The sequence below is a fragment of the Bradyrhizobium sp. 149 genome (assembly GCF_023073915.1).
GTDB lineage: Bacteria > Pseudomonadota > Alphaproteobacteria > Rhizobiales > Xanthobacteraceae > Bradyrhizobium.
The window spans coordinates 277,867-293,046 of sequence record NZ_JADPKK010000012.1; the positions used below are offsets into that span (position 1 = coordinate 277,867).

General features: G+C 64.9%; 15 protein-coding genes. 3 read left to right on the forward strand and 12 right to left on the reverse strand.

Annotated features, from left to right (window positions below):
• Nucleotides 1-27 precede the first annotated feature (27 nt).
• From IVA88_RS05370 to murJ, 10 genes are all read right to left on the reverse strand, one after another.
• Nucleotides 28-1,023 carry a PhoH family protein gene (locus IVA88_RS05370; RefSeq protein WP_247496232.1) on the reverse strand — a complete coding sequence of 332 codons (996 nt, stop codon included), beginning with the start codon at nt 1,021-1,023 and terminating at the stop codon, nt 28-30.
• Between the two features lie 64 nt (nt 1,024-1,087).
• Nucleotides 1,088-2,476, reverse strand: a complete 1,389-nt coding sequence (miaB, locus tag IVA88_RS05375; RefSeq protein WP_247496233.1) for a tRNA (N6-isopentenyl adenosine(37)-C2)-methylthiotransferase MiaB — start codon at nt 2,474-2,476, stop codon at nt 1,088-1,090.
• 190 nt (nt 2,477-2,666) lie between these two features.
• On the reverse strand, nt 2,667-3,347 hold the full coding sequence (locus IVA88_RS05380; protein ID WP_247496234.1) for an HAD family hydrolase: 681 nt from the start codon (nt 3,345-3,347) through the stop codon (nt 2,667-2,669).
• A gap of 52 nt (nt 3,348-3,399) precedes the next feature.
• Nucleotides 3,400-3,855: a Fur family transcriptional regulator gene (locus IVA88_RS05385; RefSeq protein WP_007598312.1), complete on the reverse strand. Its 456-nt coding sequence runs from the start codon at nt 3,853-3,855 to the stop codon at nt 3,400-3,402.
• 38 nt (nt 3,856-3,893) lie between these two features.
• Nucleotides 3,894-4,379, reverse strand: a complete 486-nt coding sequence (gene rimI / locus IVA88_RS05390; protein ID WP_247496235.1) for a ribosomal protein S18-alanine N-acetyltransferase — start codon at nt 4,377-4,379, stop codon at nt 3,894-3,896.
• On the reverse strand, nt 4,376-5,071 hold the full coding sequence (gene tsaB, locus IVA88_RS05395; protein ID WP_247496236.1) for a tRNA (adenosine(37)-N6)-threonylcarbamoyltransferase complex dimerization subunit type 1 TsaB: 696 nt from the start codon (nt 5,069-5,071) through the stop codon (nt 4,376-4,378). Before tsaB ends, rimI begins: the two co-directional genes overlap by 4 nt.
• A gap of 173 nt (nt 5,072-5,244) precedes the next feature.
• Entirely contained in the window at nt 5,245-5,814 is a 570-nt protein-coding gene (locus IVA88_RS05400) for a NifU family protein (RefSeq protein WP_247496237.1), read from the reverse strand.
• 172 nt (nt 5,815-5,986) lie between these two features.
• Entirely contained in the window at nt 5,987-6,481 is a 495-nt protein-coding gene (locus tag IVA88_RS05405) for a universal stress protein (protein WP_247496238.1), read from the reverse strand.
• A 106-nt stretch (nt 6,482-6,587) separates the two neighbouring features.
• On the reverse strand, nt 6,588-7,640 hold the full coding sequence (gene trpS / locus IVA88_RS05410) for a tryptophan--tRNA ligase (protein WP_247496239.1): 1,053 nt from the start codon (nt 7,638-7,640) through the stop codon (nt 6,588-6,590).
• An 86-nt stretch (nt 7,641-7,726) separates the two neighbouring features.
• Entirely contained in the window at nt 7,727-9,280 is a 1,554-nt protein-coding gene (gene murJ / locus IVA88_RS05415) for a murein biosynthesis integral membrane protein MurJ (protein ID WP_247496240.1), read from the reverse strand.
• A gap of 125 nt (nt 9,281-9,405) precedes the next feature.
• On the opposite strand from murJ, the gene IVA88_RS05420 reads away from it, so the two are divergent.
• On the forward strand, nt 9,406-10,407 hold the full coding sequence (locus IVA88_RS05420) for an adenosine kinase (RefSeq protein WP_247496241.1): 1,002 nt from the start codon (nt 9,406-9,408) through the stop codon (nt 10,405-10,407).
• Nucleotides 10,408-10,661: 254 nt separating this feature from the next.
• Here IVA88_RS05420 and IVA88_RS05425 read toward each other — a convergent pair whose 3' ends face one another.
• Nucleotides 10,662-11,855, reverse strand: coding sequence for a serine hydrolase domain-containing protein (locus IVA88_RS05425; protein ID WP_247496243.1), 1,194 nt, complete (start codon nt 11,853-11,855; stop codon nt 10,662-10,664).
• Between the two features lie 363 nt (nt 11,856-12,218).
• On the opposite strand from IVA88_RS05425, the gene IVA88_RS05430 reads away from it, so the two are divergent.
• Nucleotides 12,219-12,539, forward strand: coding sequence for a hypothetical protein (locus IVA88_RS05430; protein ID WP_007603877.1), 321 nt, complete (start codon nt 12,219-12,221; stop codon nt 12,537-12,539).
• A 111-nt stretch (nt 12,540-12,650) separates the two neighbouring features.
• Nucleotides 12,651-14,144 carry an NAD-dependent succinate-semialdehyde dehydrogenase gene (locus IVA88_RS05435; RefSeq protein ID WP_247496244.1) on the forward strand — a complete coding sequence of 498 codons (1,494 nt, stop codon included), beginning with the start codon at nt 12,651-12,653 and terminating at the stop codon, nt 14,142-14,144.
• Between the two features lie 101 nt (nt 14,145-14,245).
• Here the strand turns inward: IVA88_RS05435 and IVA88_RS05440 are convergent, their stop codons facing one another.
• Nucleotides 14,246-15,160: a phosphoribosylaminoimidazolesuccinocarboxamide synthase gene (locus tag IVA88_RS05440; protein WP_247496245.1), complete on the reverse strand. Its 915-nt coding sequence runs from the start codon at nt 15,158-15,160 to the stop codon at nt 14,246-14,248.
• Nucleotides 15,161-15,180: the final 20 nt, after the last annotated feature.

Below are 15,180 nucleotides of genomic sequence, written 5' to 3' on the forward strand. Positions count from 1 at the left end.
CGCCCGTATGGTCCGGTTGCTGTCTCGTCAGGATTTACCGACGGCCGGCCGCTGCGGCGACCCTTCGTAGGCGGAGACGATCCGCGCCACGAGCTCGTGGCGGATCACGTCTTCGGCCTTGAAATGAACTTGCGCAATGCCTTCGACGCCGCTCAGCAGGCGCGTCGCCTCGGCGAGGCCCGAGGTCTGGCCGTTCGGCAAGTCGATCTGCGAGGGATCGCCGGTTACGATCATGCGGCTGTTCTCGCCGAGGCGGGTCAAAAACATCTTCATCTGCATTGACGTGGTGTTCTGCGCCTCGTCCAGGATGATGGCCGCATTAGTCAGCGTGCGGCCGCGCATGAAGGCGAGCGGCGCGATCTCGATCTCGCCTGTCTGCAGCGCGCGTTCGACGATGCGCGCGTCCATCAGGTCGTAGAGCGCGTCGTAGATCGGGCGAAGATAAGGGTCGACCTTTTCGCGGAGATCGCCCGGCAAAAAGCCGAGTCGCTCGCCGGCTTCCACTGCCGGGCGCGACAGGATGATCTTGTCGACTTCCTTGCGCTCAAACAGTTGCGCGGCATGCGCGACCGCGAGCCAGGTCTTGCCGGTGCCGGCGGGGCCGATGCCGAACACCAGCTCGTGGCGCTTCAGCGCGCGGATGTAGGAATCCTGCGCCGCCGTGCGCGCGCGCACCGGGCGCTTGCGCAAATTGATGCTGTCGAAGGCGGATTTGGCCGACTTGGCGTCGAACTCGAACAGCGAGCCCTGCGCGATGACGGCGCGGATCGCGCCCTCGACCTCGCCCTGGTCGAGATCCTGCCCCTTCACGGCCTGTGCGTAGAGGGTCTCCAGCACGCGGCGTGCGGCATCGCAGCCGTCGCGCGAGCCGCCGATCGTGATGTGATTGCCCTTGGAATCGACGACGACGCCGAGCCGCCGTTCGATCTGCGCCAGATGCTGGCCGTAAGGCCCGACCAGCGCGGACGCGGCGCGGTTGTCGTCGAAGTCGATGACGACCTGGGTCTCGGGCGGAACCTGCATGTCGCGGTCAAATTTGCGGTTGGGAGCGATAGTGGACGAATCCGATGCGCTTTTGGGCAAGGGTTCAGGCTCCAGTGGCGATGGACGATAAAGCGGGCACGCGCGCCATGGCGAGCTCGCCGAGGAAGCTGTAGCGTTCGAGGCTGTCGATCCGGACCGGCAGGATTTGTCCGATGATGTCGGGCGAGGCCATCACATGCGCGGGCTGGAGGAATGCGGTGCGGCCGACGATCTGGCCGTCCTTGCGGGCCGGACGCTCGAACAGCACATCGACCGTTGAGCCAATCGCAGCCTTGTTGAAGGCCGATTGCTGGCTGTCGATCAGTTCCTGGAGCCGCTCCAATCGCTGGTCCATCTCGGAGGGGGACACCGTCTCCTGCATGTCCGCGGCCGGCGTTCCCGGCCGGGCGGAGTATTTGAACGAATACGCCGCAGCGTAGCCGATTTGCGTGACAAGCGCGAGGGTGGCGAGAAAATCCTGCTCGCTCTCGCCGGGGAAGCCGACGATAAAATCTGATGAAAAAGCAATACCTTGGCGTGCGGACCGGAAACGGTCGACGACACGCCGATAATCATCGGCGGTATGTTTCCGGTTCATGGCGGCCAAAATCCGGTCCGAGCCCGACTGTACCGGCAGGTGCACGAACGGCATCAGCTCGCCGAGATCGCGATGGGCTGCAATCAAACTGTCATCGACGTCGCGGGGATGGCTGGTCGAATAGCGCAGCCGCGCGATGCCCGGGAGCGCCGCGAGGTGCTCCAGCAGCCTGCCCAGCGGCCAGCTTTTTCCGTCAGGCCCCTCGCCGTGATAGGCGTTGACGTTTTGTCCGATCAGCGTGAGCTCGCGCACGCCATTGTCGGCGAGCCGCTTCACGTCATCGACGATCCTTGCCACCGGCCGCGAGACTTCCGAACCACGGGTGTAAGGCACGACGCAGAAGGTGCAGAATTTGTCGCAGCCTTCCTGCACCGTGACGAAAGCGGAAATGCCGCGGGCGCGGATCGCGTCGGGCTTGGGCTGGGCGAGGAAGCCGAACTTGTCCTGAGCAGGGAATTCGGTCTCGATGGCGCGGCCTTCATGGCCGGCGCGTTTCAACAGCTGCGGCAAATGATGATAGCTCTGCGGTCCCACCACGACGTCGACCGCGGGTGCGCGGCGCACGATCTCCTCGCCTTCGGCCTGCGCCACGCAGCCCGCGACCGCGATCTGCATGGTGCGCCCATCGCGCGCGGCAGCGTCCTTGGCGACGCGCAGGCGGCCGAGCTCCGAATAGACCTTTTCCGAGGCCTTCTCGCGGATATGGCAGGTGTTCAGGATGACGAGGTCGGCGTCATCGGCGCTGGCCGTCTCCACGAATCCTTCCGAGGCCAGCGTGTCCACCATGCGCTGGGCATCGTAGACGTTCATCTGGCAGCCATATGATTTGATGTGCAGCTTGCGCGGCGGCGTCATGGAACCCGGAATGAGGTGGGAGGACCGCCCTCAGATATAGGCTGGGGCCGCGAAAATCCAGCGATTGGAGCCCGTTGGGCTGTCATTCCGCGGCGAGCGCCAGCGGAAAGCACGGAATACCGCCAAAATCTCTGGATTCCGGGTTCACGCGCCCCGGTTGCCGGCGAGTGGACTGAACAAGTGCCCTGAATCAGCCCGCCAGGGCGTCCGCCGCGACCCGCCGGACCAGTTCCGACAATTGCCGCATATCATCGAACGTCAATCCGGCCCCAGCCGCCTTTAGTCTTTCAGCGTGGCCGGGTGGGCAATGGCTGCCACCGTGAAAGCCCAGCACGGTCATCCCGGCGGCATGTGCGCCGGTCACCCCGGGGACGCTGTCCTCGATCACGAGGCACCGCTCCGGGGCGACCTTCATCTGTGCGGCGGCGAACAGAAAAAGATCGGGCGCGGGCTTGCCGCGTGCGACCTGGCTCGCGGAAAAGATGTTCGGAGCGAGCAGATCGTAGAGACCAGCGCAAGTGAGGCCGTGGTGGATCTTCTCCGGCGTGCCGCTCGACGCGACGCATTTGGGCACATCGATTGCGCCAATCGCTGCGGCCACGTGGTTGATCGGCTGCAAATCGCTGGCATAAAATTGCAGCGTCGCCGCATTCACTTGGCTCTCGAGATCGTCGGGAAGAGTGCGGCCGATCTCCTGTTCGACCATTCGCCGTGCATCTTTCTCGGACACGCCGAGGAAGCGGACCAGCACCTGCTCCGATGTGATCGGATAGCCGTGCCTGGACAGCACATCCGCATGCGCGCGACAGGAGATCACCTCGCTGTCCACGAGCACGCCGTCGCAATCGAAGATGATCAGATCGATGGACACTAAGGTATGATCCGGAAAAGTGTGGAGCGGTTTTCCGACAAGATCATGCCACTTAGGACGTGGGTTTGTCGTCGTCGAGCGGGACGCAATAGAGTTCGAGCCGATGATCGACCAGCTTGTAGCCGAGCTTGCGGGCGATCTCCGCCTGGAGCTTCTCGATCTCCTCGGAGGTGAACTCGATCACCTTGCCGTCGCGCAGGTTGATGAGGTGGTCGTGATGGCTGTCGCGCATCTGCTCGTAGCGCGCGCGGCCTTCGCGGAAATCATGGCGCTCGATGATGCCTGCATCCTCGAACAGTTTGACGGTGCGATACACGGTCGAGATCGAGATCTTGTCGTCGACCGCAACGCAGCGGCGGTATAGTTCCTCGACATCGGGATGATCGACGGCCTCCGCGAGCACGCGGGCGATGACACGGCGCTGCTCGGTCATGCGCATGCCGGTGGCGGCACAGCGCGCCTCGATGCCGGACGCCTTGGATGCGGGGGAAGGTTTAAGTCCAGTCATGTGATGTCTGCCTGACGGGGCGCTTTCTGCCATCAATGTTACGACAAGTCACGTCGCATCAGAAGTGCGTTCAATTGTTCCCCGTTCGGCTGCTTATAGTAGCGTTCGCGGCGTCCGACCACCATGAATCCGGTGCGGTCGTAGAGCCGCCGCGCCGGCTGGTTATTTTCCTCAACCTCGAGAAATATTGTGCGCACGCCGCGTCCTGCCAAGTGGCCGAGATGGGTCATCAGCAGCGTGCGAGAAAGGCCGCGACCGCGATGGGCCTGGTCGACCGCGATCGAGAGGATCTCCGCTTCGTCCGCGCCGATCCGCGACACAGCGAAGCCGACGATCTTGCGGCCGAGGCGCAACCGGTGCACCAGCGTGTTGCGCTCGCTGAGCATGCTCTCGAACTCGCTTTCACCCCAGCCGCGCGCGAACGAGGCGCCGTGGAGCTGCGCGAGCCGTGCGACGTCGCGCGCGAAAGCCGGCTCGACGGCGGCCGTACCGCCGCGCCACCATTCCGACAACCACCTGATCATGAGCCTGGGGCTTGCGCCGCAAGCGGCGATTGTGCGGCCGGCTTTGCATCAGGCGCGCGCAGATAGAATGGCCGCGCCGGATTTGTCGCGGGATCGGCGGCGGCGCCAAGCCATGCGACCCAGCCGATATCAGGTGCGGGCTGCGCGTCGACCGCAACCGGCTGCGGCATATCTTTCGGCCAGCGCTCCGCGAGGATCTTTGCGGCATTGCCGACCAGATGCGGCGCGCCAAATTGCGACGCCGCGATCGCCTCGTCGACGGGAGCGACGCCCGGCCGCACCAATTGGCTGCCGTCACCGGCCACGATCTGGAAGTAGACGTGATCGTGCCGCGCATCGATCGCCGAGATCACCGGCGCCGCTCCGCTCTGGCCGACGACGGTGGCGGCATAGGCCGACAAGGTGGTCAGACCGACAGCGGGCCGCTTCGCAGCAAGCGCAAGGCCGCGGGCTGCCGAAATGCCGACGCGCAGGCCGGTGAAACTTCCGGGGCCCATGGTGACCGCGATGCGATCGAGCGAGGTGAAGGCGAGATTGGCTGATACCATCACGCGCGCGATCATCGGCATCAGCGCTTCGGCGTGGCCGCGCTTCATCAGAAGCTGCTCCTGCGCGAGGATCTGGCCGGCGTCGGTGTCGAGCACGGCGACAGCACACGCCTCCAGTGCGGTATCGATGGCAAGGATCAGCATAAGGCGATCATAGCATTGGCAATCGCATGATGCCCAATGTTCTTGCCGTCATGGCCGGGCCTGTCCCGGCCATCCACGCCTTTGCGCTCCAAGAACGTGAATACCGCGTGCCTGGTCAGACCTCGTCGGACATGGTGGGCACGCTCGCTTTTGGCCGCCCTAAGGCAGCTCGCTTACATCGGCCGGACTTCGACCACGTCGGGGACGAAGTGCTTGAGCAGGTTCTGGATGCCGTGCTGGAGCGTCGCGGTCGAGGACGGGCAGCCGGCGCAGGAGCCCTTCATGTTGAGATAGACGATACCGTCCTTGAAGCCGCGGAAAGTGATGTCGCCGCCGTCATTGGCGACCGCCGGCCGCACGCGGGTCTCGATCAGATCCTTGATTACGTCGACCGTCTCGGCATCGGCCTCGTCGAAGAATTCGTCCTCGTCGTCGAGATCGACATCGCTCGCGGCCGCGCCGTCGGCGAGCAGCGGCGCGCCGGACATGTAGTGCTCCATGATGGCGCCGAGGATCGCGGGCTTGAGCTGTTGCCATTCACCGTCCGCCTTGGTCACGGTGATGAAGTCCGATCCGTAGAACACGCCGGTGACGCCGGGCACGTCGAACAGCTTTTCGGCGAGCGGCGAGCGTGCGGCCGATTCGCGGTTCGCAAATTCCATCGGACCGCCGTCGACCACGACGCGGCCGGGAATGAACTTCAGCGTGGCGGGATTGGGGGTTGCTTCGGTTTGAATGAACATGGTTTTCTCCAGACGTCGCCGGTTCAAGGCCGGCGCGTGCTCTATCCACTAGCAGATGGCGACGGCGAACGCACGGTCAAGGGGTAAGCTGGCCGTTCAGCTGTTATATCAGCGGGTTAGGGTGTCTGTTTCGCCCTCCCCAAGCTAACGAGGCGAGGTGAAGAGCAGCAGTCTAAGATAGCGAATCCACGCTTTGGTCGCTCAGCGCGCCCGAAATGACCGTCACCGGCACCGGGAACGTGCCCAGCGTGTGCGCGAGCAGCGCGACCAATGGCCCCGGTCCCTCCGCGCCCGGGTTCGCGGCCAGCACCAGCATGGCGATATCAGGGTCCTCGTCGATCACCGCCAGCAGCTGTTCCATCGCGGCGCCTTCGCGGATCACCCGTTCCGGCGTGATCGCGGCGATGCCGTTGGCGCGGCCGGCGGCACGATCGAGCGCGGCTTCCGCCGCCTCATGCGCTTCGGCGCGCATGATGTCGGCGACCCCCAGCCATTCCTGAGTCTGCTGTTCGGGCTCGATGATGCGGAGCATCACCACGCCGCCGCCGGCGCGGATCGCCCAGCGGCTGGCATAATAGACCGCGCGATCCCATTCGGCGGTGTCGTCGACGATGACGAGGCATTTGGGCTTGTGACCCGGCTCGAAGCAAAGTCGCTTGCTGGTCATGCATGTCCCGGAATGTGCACGGACGACATGCTGCCACACTCCGTCCCGCTTGGGGAGAGAAGAAGCGGCCGGCGTTGGGCGTCGGCCGCGTTTCGCAAACTTATTATCAGCGTCGGCGGATGAAGCCGACGATGTCCTTCGAGAGCTTCATGGTCTCATCGGCGATCGCGCGCGCCCGGTCGGCGCCGTCGTTCAGGATCGCGTCGATATGACCGGGGTCGGCGACGAGGCGCTTCATCTCGCCGGCGATCGGCGCGAGTTTCGTCACGCACAAATCGACCAGCGCGTTCTTGAAGCTGGAGAACTGGCCGCCGCCGAAATCGCTGAGCACGTCGGCTTTGGAGCGGCCGGAGAGCGCGGCGAAGATACCGACGAGATTGTCGGCCTCGGGGCGCGCTTCCAGACCCTTCTCCTCGGTCGGCAGCGGCTCGGGATCCGTCTTCGCCTTGCGCACCTTCTGCGCGATGGTGTCGGCGTCGTCGGTCAGATTGATGCGCGAATTGTCGGACGCGTCCGACTTCGACATCTTCTTGGTGCCGTCGCGCAAGCTCATCACGCGTGTCGCCGGGCCCGTGATCAGCGGCTCCGGCAGCGGGAAGAACAGGCCGTCATTGGCGCCCTGGCTGCGGATCGAGTCGGCGAAGTCGTTGTTGAACTTTTGCGCGATGTCGCGCGAGAGCTCGAGGTGCTGCTTCTGGTCCTCGCCGACCGGCACGTGGGTGGCGCGGTAGAGCAGAATGTCGGCCGCCATCAGCACGGGATAATCGAACAGCCCGACGGACGCGTTCTCGCGGTCCTTGCCGGCCTTCTCCTTGAACTGGGTCATGCGGCCCAGCCAGCCCATGCGCGCAACGCAGTTGAAGATCCAGGCGAGCTCCGCGTGGCCCGAGACCTGGCTCTGGTTGAACACGATGTGCTTGTTCGGATCGATGCCGCTGGCGATGAACGCCGCAGTCACCTCGCGCGTGTTGCGCGCGAGCTCGACCGGTCCACCCCAGACGTCCACACCCTGCGTGATCGCGTGCATATCGACGACGCAATAGATGCAGTTGTGGGTTTCCTGCATCTTCACGAAATTGACGATCGCACCGAGGTAATTGCCGAGATGCAGGTTGCCCGTCGGCTGGACGCCCGAAAAGACCCGTTCAACGAATGGCATGGCTAGCTTCCTGGCAAGCTTTCATGGAGGGTAATCGGCCGTCGTTTCCAACAGCGGCGGAGCGTCGTCAAGTGCAATTCGCGAGCTTACGCGCCAGGAGCCTGCGGGGCAGGCTTCCTCAGGGCGTTAACCGCCTCACGCCAGGACGTGACGCCGAGGACTTGCAGGAGCAGGCCATAGACGGTGATCCCCGCCGCGATCTGCAGGCCCAGCGCCATCACGCGGATCAGGCCATGGGCCTCGGAAGACAAAAGGCTCGCCGTCATCCAGAGCAGGCCGCCCATAGCGGTTGCGGCGAGCACGATCCGCGGCAGCCGGCTGCGGGCGGCGGCATCGACCGAGAAGCCGAATTCACGCGTGCCTTTCAGGAGCAGCGAGATCGCACTGCTCCAGGCGCCGGCCGCGATGCTGGCCGCGATTCCGCTCGCGCCGAAGAAGTGACCGAGCAGGACCGCGAGCGCGACCGCGACCACGAACCCTTTGATGGTCGCCAGCAGCGGCGTCATCGTGTCGCTGCGAGCAAAATAGGCCGGCGCCAGCGCCTTGATCAGCACATGCGCCGGCAGGCCCAACGCCAGCCACATCAGTGCGCGCGCCGTGGCCGCGCTGTCTTCCGCGCCAAAGGCACCGTGTTCGAACAGCAGCCGCACGATCGGCTCGGCCAGCACGATCAGGCCGAGCGTCGCCGGCAGCGCCAGCCCGGTCGCGAGTTCCAGCGCGCGCGATTCCGCATGCGCGACCGCATCACGGTCGCCGCTGCTCACCGCGCGCGTCAGCTCCGGCACCAGCACCGTACCCATGGCGACGCCGACAATGCCAAGCGGCAGTTCGATCAGGCGGTTGGCGAAATAGAGCCAGGAGACCGCGGCGGGTGTGGCGGAGGCGATGATCGCGCCGGCAACCATCAGCCATTGCGGCCCCGAGCTCGCAATCATGCCGGGGATCGCCTTGGCGATGAAGCCGCGCATGTCCTTGTCGAAGCTCACACGCAGCGGTGCCGCCGCCAGATGCGCACTTCGCTGCGACAGCAGCATCAGGAGTTGCAAGAGGCCGGCGATGCCGACGGTGGCCGCCAATATCCACGCGGCGAAGGTCGCATCGGCATGCCACAACAGGAGTGCTGTGATCGCAGCGATCAGGGCGATGTTGAACAGCAGCGGTGAGAACGCGGTGAGAGCAAAGCGCCCCTGCGCGTTGAGCAGACCCATCAGCACCGTGACGGGTCCCGCGAAGGCGAGATAAGGCAGCATCAGCCGCGCATTCTGGACGGCGAGATCGAGCGATGTGCTGCCGACGAAGCCCGGCGCGATGATCATGATGATCAGCGGCATTAGAACCGCGATCGCGATCGAGATCGCGATCAGGCCCGCGCTGACTGTCCCGAGCACGCGTCCCGCGAACGCCGCCGCAGCCGCCTCGCCGTCGCGGTCACGAACGCGCAGCCAGGCCGGGATCAGCGCCGCATTCAGGGCCCCCTCGCTGAGCAGGCGCCGCACCACATTGACCAGCTGAAATGCCACCAGAAACGCGTCCGCCACGGCGCCGGTACCGAGCAGCGCCGCGATCAGGGAATCGCGTGCAAAGCCCAGCAGCCGTGAAGCCAGTGTCCCCGTCGAGACGGTCAGGAAGGAGCGGATCATCGGAGCTGCATCATACCATTGCTTGCCCGCGAAGGGCCGGCCGTGATAGGCCGCGAGCCAGATTTCAGACCGACAGGAAGCGGATTTCCGCAGGTATCGCAATCCGCCAAACAGGATCAAGGTGAATGGCTGACGTGAAATATGACGTTCTCGGCATCGGCAACGCGCTCTTCGACGTGCTGGTCAAGACCGACGAAGCCTTTCTGGGCAAGCACGGCATGACCAAGGGCAGCATGTCCCTGATCGACGAGGCGCGGGCGGCCGCCATCTACAAGGACATGGGCCCGGCGACGGAAGTTTCCGGCGGTTCGGCTGCGAACACCATCGTCGGCATCGGCAGCCTCGGGGCGTGCGCCGCCTATGTCGGCAAGGTCAAGGACGACCAGATCGGCAAGCTCTACGTCCACGACATCCGCGCGGCCGGCGTTGCCTTCAACACGCCCGCGGCGAAGGACGGTCCCGCCACCGGCTGCTCCTACATCCTGGTGACTGATGATGGCGAGCGCACCATGAACACCTATCTCGGCGCCGCGCAGGATTTGTCGCCGGCCGACATCGACCCGGCCGAGATCGCCGCGGCCGGCATCGTCTACCTCGAGGGTTATCTCTGGGACCCCAAAAACGCCAAGGACGCGTTCGTCAAGGCGGCCAAGATCGCCCATGATGCCAGGCGCAAGGTGGCGCTGACGTTGTCGGACTCCTTCTGCGTCGATCGTTATCGCGACGAGTTCCTGGGGCTGATGCGCAGCGGCACCGTCGATATCGTGTTCGCCAACGAGTCCGAGCTGCATTCGCTCTACCAGACCTCGGATTTCGACGCCGCGCTCAAGCAGCTGCGCAACGACGTCAATCTCGGCGTGGTCACCCGCAGCGAGAAGGGCTGCGTGGTGGTGACGCCAACTGACGCAGTCGCAGCGCCGGCGTCTCCGATCGCGAAACTCGTGGACACCACCGGCGCCGGCGACCTCTTCGCTGCCGGCTTCCTGTTCGGGCTGGCGCGCAACCTGCCCTACAAGCAGTGCGGCGAGCTCGGCGCGCTCGCAGCCGCCGAAGTGATCCAGCACATCGGCGCGCGTCCGCAGGTGTCCCTGAAGGAGCTCGCCGGGCAGCGCGGCCTGACGGCGTAGCTCTCGCTCTCTCGCGTCATTGCGAGCGAAGCGAAGCATTCCAGAGTCCATCCGCGGCGGCAGACTGGATTGCTTCGCTACGCTCGCAATGACGAGTTTGTGGCACGCGCTTCCCACATTCTCCGCTGTCATCGCCCGGCTTGACCGGACGATCCAGTACGCCGAGACGTCAGTGGTTCATCGAGAAGGCGCGGCGTACTGGATTCCCCGCCTTCGCGGGGAATGACAGCGTGTGTCGGGAGTTGCGGCCTTCCTCACGCCGCCTTCTGCCCGCTGCCGGCATCGAGCCCGGCATAGACGCCGCGCTCGAAGCCGGCAAAAGCCTCGAGGCACTTTGCATCCGCAAATGGCAGCAGCTGCATCAGGATCACGCCGGTGACGTCGCGCGCCGGGTCGATCCAGTAATAGGTGTTGGCGAGGCCCGCCCAGGCGAGGCTGCCCGCGCTGCGTCCCTCGGCGGTCCTGGCGGTGTTGATCATGAAGCTGAGGCCCCACTTTTTCACCTGCTCCGGATAGAGATCGACGTCGTTGGTGTACATCGGCGCCGCCGTGGTCATCTTGCCCATGGCGAGGTCGCCGATGTGGTTCTGCCCCATCGTTGCGACGGTCTCGGCCTTCAACACTTGATTGCCGTTGCCGCGGCCCTTGTTCAAAATCATCTGGGTGAACTTGATGTAGTCGGCCGCGGTCGAATAAAGGCCGCCGCCACCCATGTGGAATTCCGGCTCCTGCTCGAGCTCGAACGGGATCGCGGCGAGCTGGCCGTCCTCGCCGCGCGCATGCATGCCGACGAGGCGTTTGCGCATGTCGTCGGTGATCTTGAAGGCGGTATCGCTCATGCCGAGCGGTGCGAACAGATTGTCGCGTAGATAAGCATCGAGCCGCTTGCCGCTGACCGCTTCCACCGCCTTGCCGACGAAATCGATATTGGTGCCGTATTCCCAGCGCGTGCCGGGATCGGTCATAACAGGCGTCTTCAACGCGGCGTTCTGGCAGGTGGTGATGGCGGGGATGCCGGACTTCTCGAGATGGATCGCGAGATCGCCGTTCCACATGTTGTAGGCGAAGCCGGCGGTGTGGGTCATGAGCTGGCGCAGCGTGATCGGCCTCTTGGCCGGCCGCAGCTTGGCTCCGCCCTTGGCATCAAAGCCTTCGAGCACCTGCGGCTTGGCGAGATCGGGCAGCACCTCGCCGATCGGCGCGTCCAGCGACAGCTTGCCCTGCTCGACCAGCTGCATCGCGCCCGCGGATGTCACCGCCTTCGTCATCGATGCGATCCAGAACACGCTGTCGGCGGTCATCGCATCCGGCTTGGACAGATCGCGTTTGCCGAACGCGCCCTGATACAGCACGTCGGTACCGCTGGCGGCGATGGCGACGACGCCCGGAATCTCCCTGGCCTCGCTCTTCTGGCGCAGAATCTCATCGATCTCAGCTTTGCCTTGCATACGCGTTTCCTCCGGTTTGATTATTGTTGGAAGTGATCGATTGTCCTCCCGCGTGCTCCGCGCGGCAAGCATATCCACGTACCTGCCGCGGTCGCGATGTCGTGACTTGACGGTCCACGCCCCGCGCAGGAGGACAAGGTCCGCAGGACAACAAGGCGGCTGAACTGCAACACTCCGTCACAATCTGCGGTGGATGGCCGCATCCGACCGTGACCGTGGATGGATGCCGGCGATATGTTTCGACTGTTTGAAGCACTTGAAACATTTTGTGAGCTGCGGCGTTCAGCTCTCGGCCAATCGCCGGCCGACGTTAAGACTTGATGCAAATTTGGCGGCCGCCCCCCGGCCGCGAGGGGACCTCAGATGATTTCGACCTGGAGCGAATGGAAGCGCTATCCCCGTCCCGGACGGGGCGAGAACCTGGAGGCGCCGATCGCGCCTGGCATCTACGAGGTCCGCATCGCCGGCACCGGCGCGCTCTATTCGTTCGGCGCGGTCGACAATCTGGCGCAGGCGCTGGCGCTGCTGCCGGTCGGTTCAAAGTCCTGGTTCGGCCGCCGCAACGCGTCCGACGTTCCCGATCTCGAATACCGGACCTGCGCGACCTCCTCGAAGGCCGACGCCAAGGCGGCCGCCGAGCGCATGATCGGCCGGCGCGAGACCTATCTGAGCGGCGCGGCGTAAGTCCGCCGCTCCGAGCCTGGCTCCCGGCAGATGTGCGTTGCGGGACGGTGCATTGCGCGCCGCTGGTCCCTATATTCCGGCTGAACCTGAAAAGCCCTTGGGAGTAACGCCATGACCCCGACCGCCACCGCACGTGCTCAGCACGCCACGCCCAATCTGCGCGACCGGCTGAAGGACCCGTCGCTGCTGAAGGAGGCCTGCTACATCGACGGCGCCTGGATCGGCTCCCCGGTCTTCGCCGTCAACAATCCCGCCACCGGTGTCGAGCTCGCAAAGGTTCCGCAGCTTTCCGCCGATGACGCCACCAAGGCGGTCGAGGCCGCCGAGCGCGCCTTTCCGGCCTGGGCCAAGCACACCGCCAAGCAGCGCTCCAATATTTTGCGCAAATGGTTCGAGCTGATCATCGCCAATCGCGAGGACCTCGCGCTGATCCTCACCTCCGAGCAGGGCAAGCCGCTCAGTGAAGCCCTCGGCGAGGTCGACATCGGTGGCGCCTATGTCGAATTCTTCGCCGAGGAAGCCCGCCGCGTCTATGGCGAGACCATCCCGACGCAGCGGTCGGATGCGCGCTTGCTCGCCATCAAGCAGCCGATCGGCGTCTGCGGTGCGATCACGCCGTGGAATTTCCCGAACTCGATGATCACGCGAAAGGTTTCGCCGGCGCTTGCGGCCGGCTGCACGGTGGTGCTGAAGCCAGCCAACGAAACGCCGCTGTCGGCGCTGGCGCTTGCCGCGCTTGCGGAGAAGGCCGGCGTGCCCAAGGGCGTGTTCAACATCATCACCGGCGATGCAGCGCCGATCGGCAAGGTGCTGTGCGAGCATCCGGCCGTGCGTTTCGTCGGCTTCACCGGCTCGACCGCGGTGGGCAAGATTCTCTACCAGCAGGCCTCCGTCGGCGTGAAGCGGCTCGGCCTCGAGCTTGGCGGCAATGCGCCGTTCGTGGTGTTCGACGACGCCGACATCGATGCCGCGGTCGAAGGCGCGATCGTCTCGAAGTACCGCAACATGGGCCAGACCTGCGTCTGCGCCAATCGCCTCTACGCCCAGGACAAGATCTACGACGAGTTCGTGCAGAAGCTGTCGAAGAAGGTCGCGGCGATGAAGATCGGCGACGGCACGGAGACCGGCGTCACACAGGGCCCGCTGATCAATTTGAAAGCGGTCGACAAGGTCGAGCGCCACATCGCCGATGCCGTGAAGCGCGGCGCCAAGATCGTCACCGGCGGCAAGCGCAGCGAGCTCGGACGCTCGTTCTTCGAGCCGACGGTGCTCTCCGACGTCAAGCCGGACTCGCTGGTGGCGCAGGAGGAAACCTTCGGCCCGCTCGCGCCGGTGATTCGCTTCAAGGATGAAGCCGATGTCATCGCGATGTGCAACGCCTCGCCGTTCGGTCTCGCCTCCTACTTCTACTCCCGCGATCTCGGCCGCGTCTGGCGCGTCGCCGAGGCGCTGGAGTCAGGCATGGTCGGCGTCAACACCGGCCTGATCACCACCGAAGTCGCCCCCTTCGGCGGCGTCAAGGAAAGCGGCCTCGGCCGCGAAGGCTCGCATCACGGCATGGAAGAATATGTCGAGATCAAATACGTGATGATGGCGGGGGTGTGAGGCCGCCGCCATTCGGGTATCGTAGCCCGGGCGGGCGCAGCGACAGCGGGGTCGCTTGTCCCGCATCGCGCTGTCGCGGGTGCAGCACGATAACGCCTGCGCTAAATCTTCAGCGCGCTCCCCGTCACCCGCCGATACGCTTCTAGATACCGCTTGCTGGTCGCGTCCACCACGCTTGCGGGCAAAGGCGGCGGCGGGGCGTCGCCGTTCCAGCGGCCGGCGCGGCGCTCGACGTCGAGATAGTCGCGCAGCGGCTGCTTGTCGAAGCTCGGCTGCGGCTGGCCGGGCTTGTAGGCATCGACAGCCCAGAAGCGCGAACTATCCGGCGTCATGACTTCGTCGATCAGGATGATGCGACCGTCCTTGTCGCGGCCAAATTCGAACTTGGTGTCGGCGATGATAATGCCCTGCTTGCGGGCGAGCTCCTCGCCGAGCGTGTAGATCGCGCGTGTCATGCTCTCGAGCGTGTAGGCCGTGTCATCACCGACGACCTCCCGCATCTTCGCGATCGTGATGTTCTCGTCATGGCCGGTCTCGGCCTTGGTCGCCGGGCTGAAGATCGAAGGCTCCAGCTTCTCGCTCTCGACAAGACCTGCTTTCAGCTTCTCGCCGGCCAGCGTGCCGCTCGCTGCATACTCCTTCCAGGCTGAGCCCGAGAGATAGCCGCGGATCACGCATTCGATCGGAAACACCGTGGTGCGGCGACACAGCATGGCGCGGCCGAGAATCTCGGCGCGGTGCGGCTTCAAGACTGGCACGGCGGCGATGATCTCGTCGGTGTCGGCGCTGATCATGTGATGCGGCACCACGCCCTCCAGCTCGTTGAACCAGAAGGCGCTGATTTGCGTCAGCACCGCGCCCTTCATCGGGATGGTCTCGCTCATCACGACGTCGAAGGCGCTGATGCGGTCGGTGGTGACGAGCAGCAAGCGGTCGTCGTCGACGGCGTAGATATCGCGCACCTTGCCGCGCCCGATCTTAGGCAGGGGCAGGTCGCTGGAGAGCATGGTGGTCATCGGCAGAACTTTCGGGGCAA

Bases quoted from the DNA above. Each gene is read 5' to 3' on its own strand.
- IVA88_RS05430 (WP_007603877.1), top strand. From the start codon at position 12,219: ATGATTTCGACCTGGAGCGAATGGAAGCGCTATCCCCGTCCCGGACGG.
- miaB (WP_247496233.1), bottom strand. From the start codon at position 2,476: ATGACGCCGCCGCGCAAGCTGCACATCAAATCATATGGCTGCCAGATG.
- IVA88_RS05435 (WP_247496244.1), top strand. From the start codon at position 12,651: ATGACCCCGACCGCCACCGCACGTGCTCAGCACGCCACGCCCAATCTG.
- IVA88_RS05400 (WP_247496237.1), bottom strand. From the start codon at position 5,814: ATGTTCATTCAAACCGAAGCAACCCCCAATCCCGCCACGCTGAAGTTC.
- IVA88_RS05425 (WP_247496243.1), bottom strand. From the start codon at position 11,855: ATGCAAGGCAAAGCTGAGATCGATGAGATTCTGCGCCAGAAGAGCGAG.
- IVA88_RS05440 (WP_247496245.1), bottom strand. From the start codon at position 15,160: ATGACCACCATGCTCTCCAGCGACCTGCCCCTGCCTAAGATCGGGCGC.
- IVA88_RS05385 (WP_007598312.1), bottom strand. From the start codon at position 3,855: ATGACTGGACTTAAACCTTCCCCCGCATCCAAGGCGTCCGGCATCGAG.
- IVA88_RS05420 (WP_247496241.1), top strand. From the start codon at position 9,406: ATGGCTGACGTGAAATATGACGTTCTCGGCATCGGCAACGCGCTCTTC.
- trpS (WP_247496239.1), bottom strand. From the start codon at position 7,640: ATGCCATTCGTTGAACGGGTCTTTTCGGGCGTCCAGCCGACGGGCAAC.
- rimI (WP_247496235.1), bottom strand. From the start codon at position 4,379: ATGATCAGGTGGTTGTCGGAATGGTGGCGCGGCGGTACGGCCGCCGTC.
- murJ (WP_247496240.1), bottom strand. From the start codon at position 9,280: ATGATCCGCTCCTTCCTGACCGTCTCGACGGGGACACTGGCTTCACGG.
- IVA88_RS05405 (WP_247496238.1), bottom strand. From the start codon at position 6,481: ATGACCAGCAAGCGACTTTGCTTCGAGCCGGGTCACAAGCCCAAATGC.
- IVA88_RS05370 (WP_247496232.1), bottom strand. From the start codon at position 1,023: ATGCAGGTTCCGCCCGAGACCCAGGTCGTCATCGACTTCGACGACAAC.
- tsaB (WP_247496236.1), bottom strand. From the start codon at position 5,071: ATGCTGATCCTTGCCATCGATACCGCACTGGAGGCGTGTGCTGTCGCC.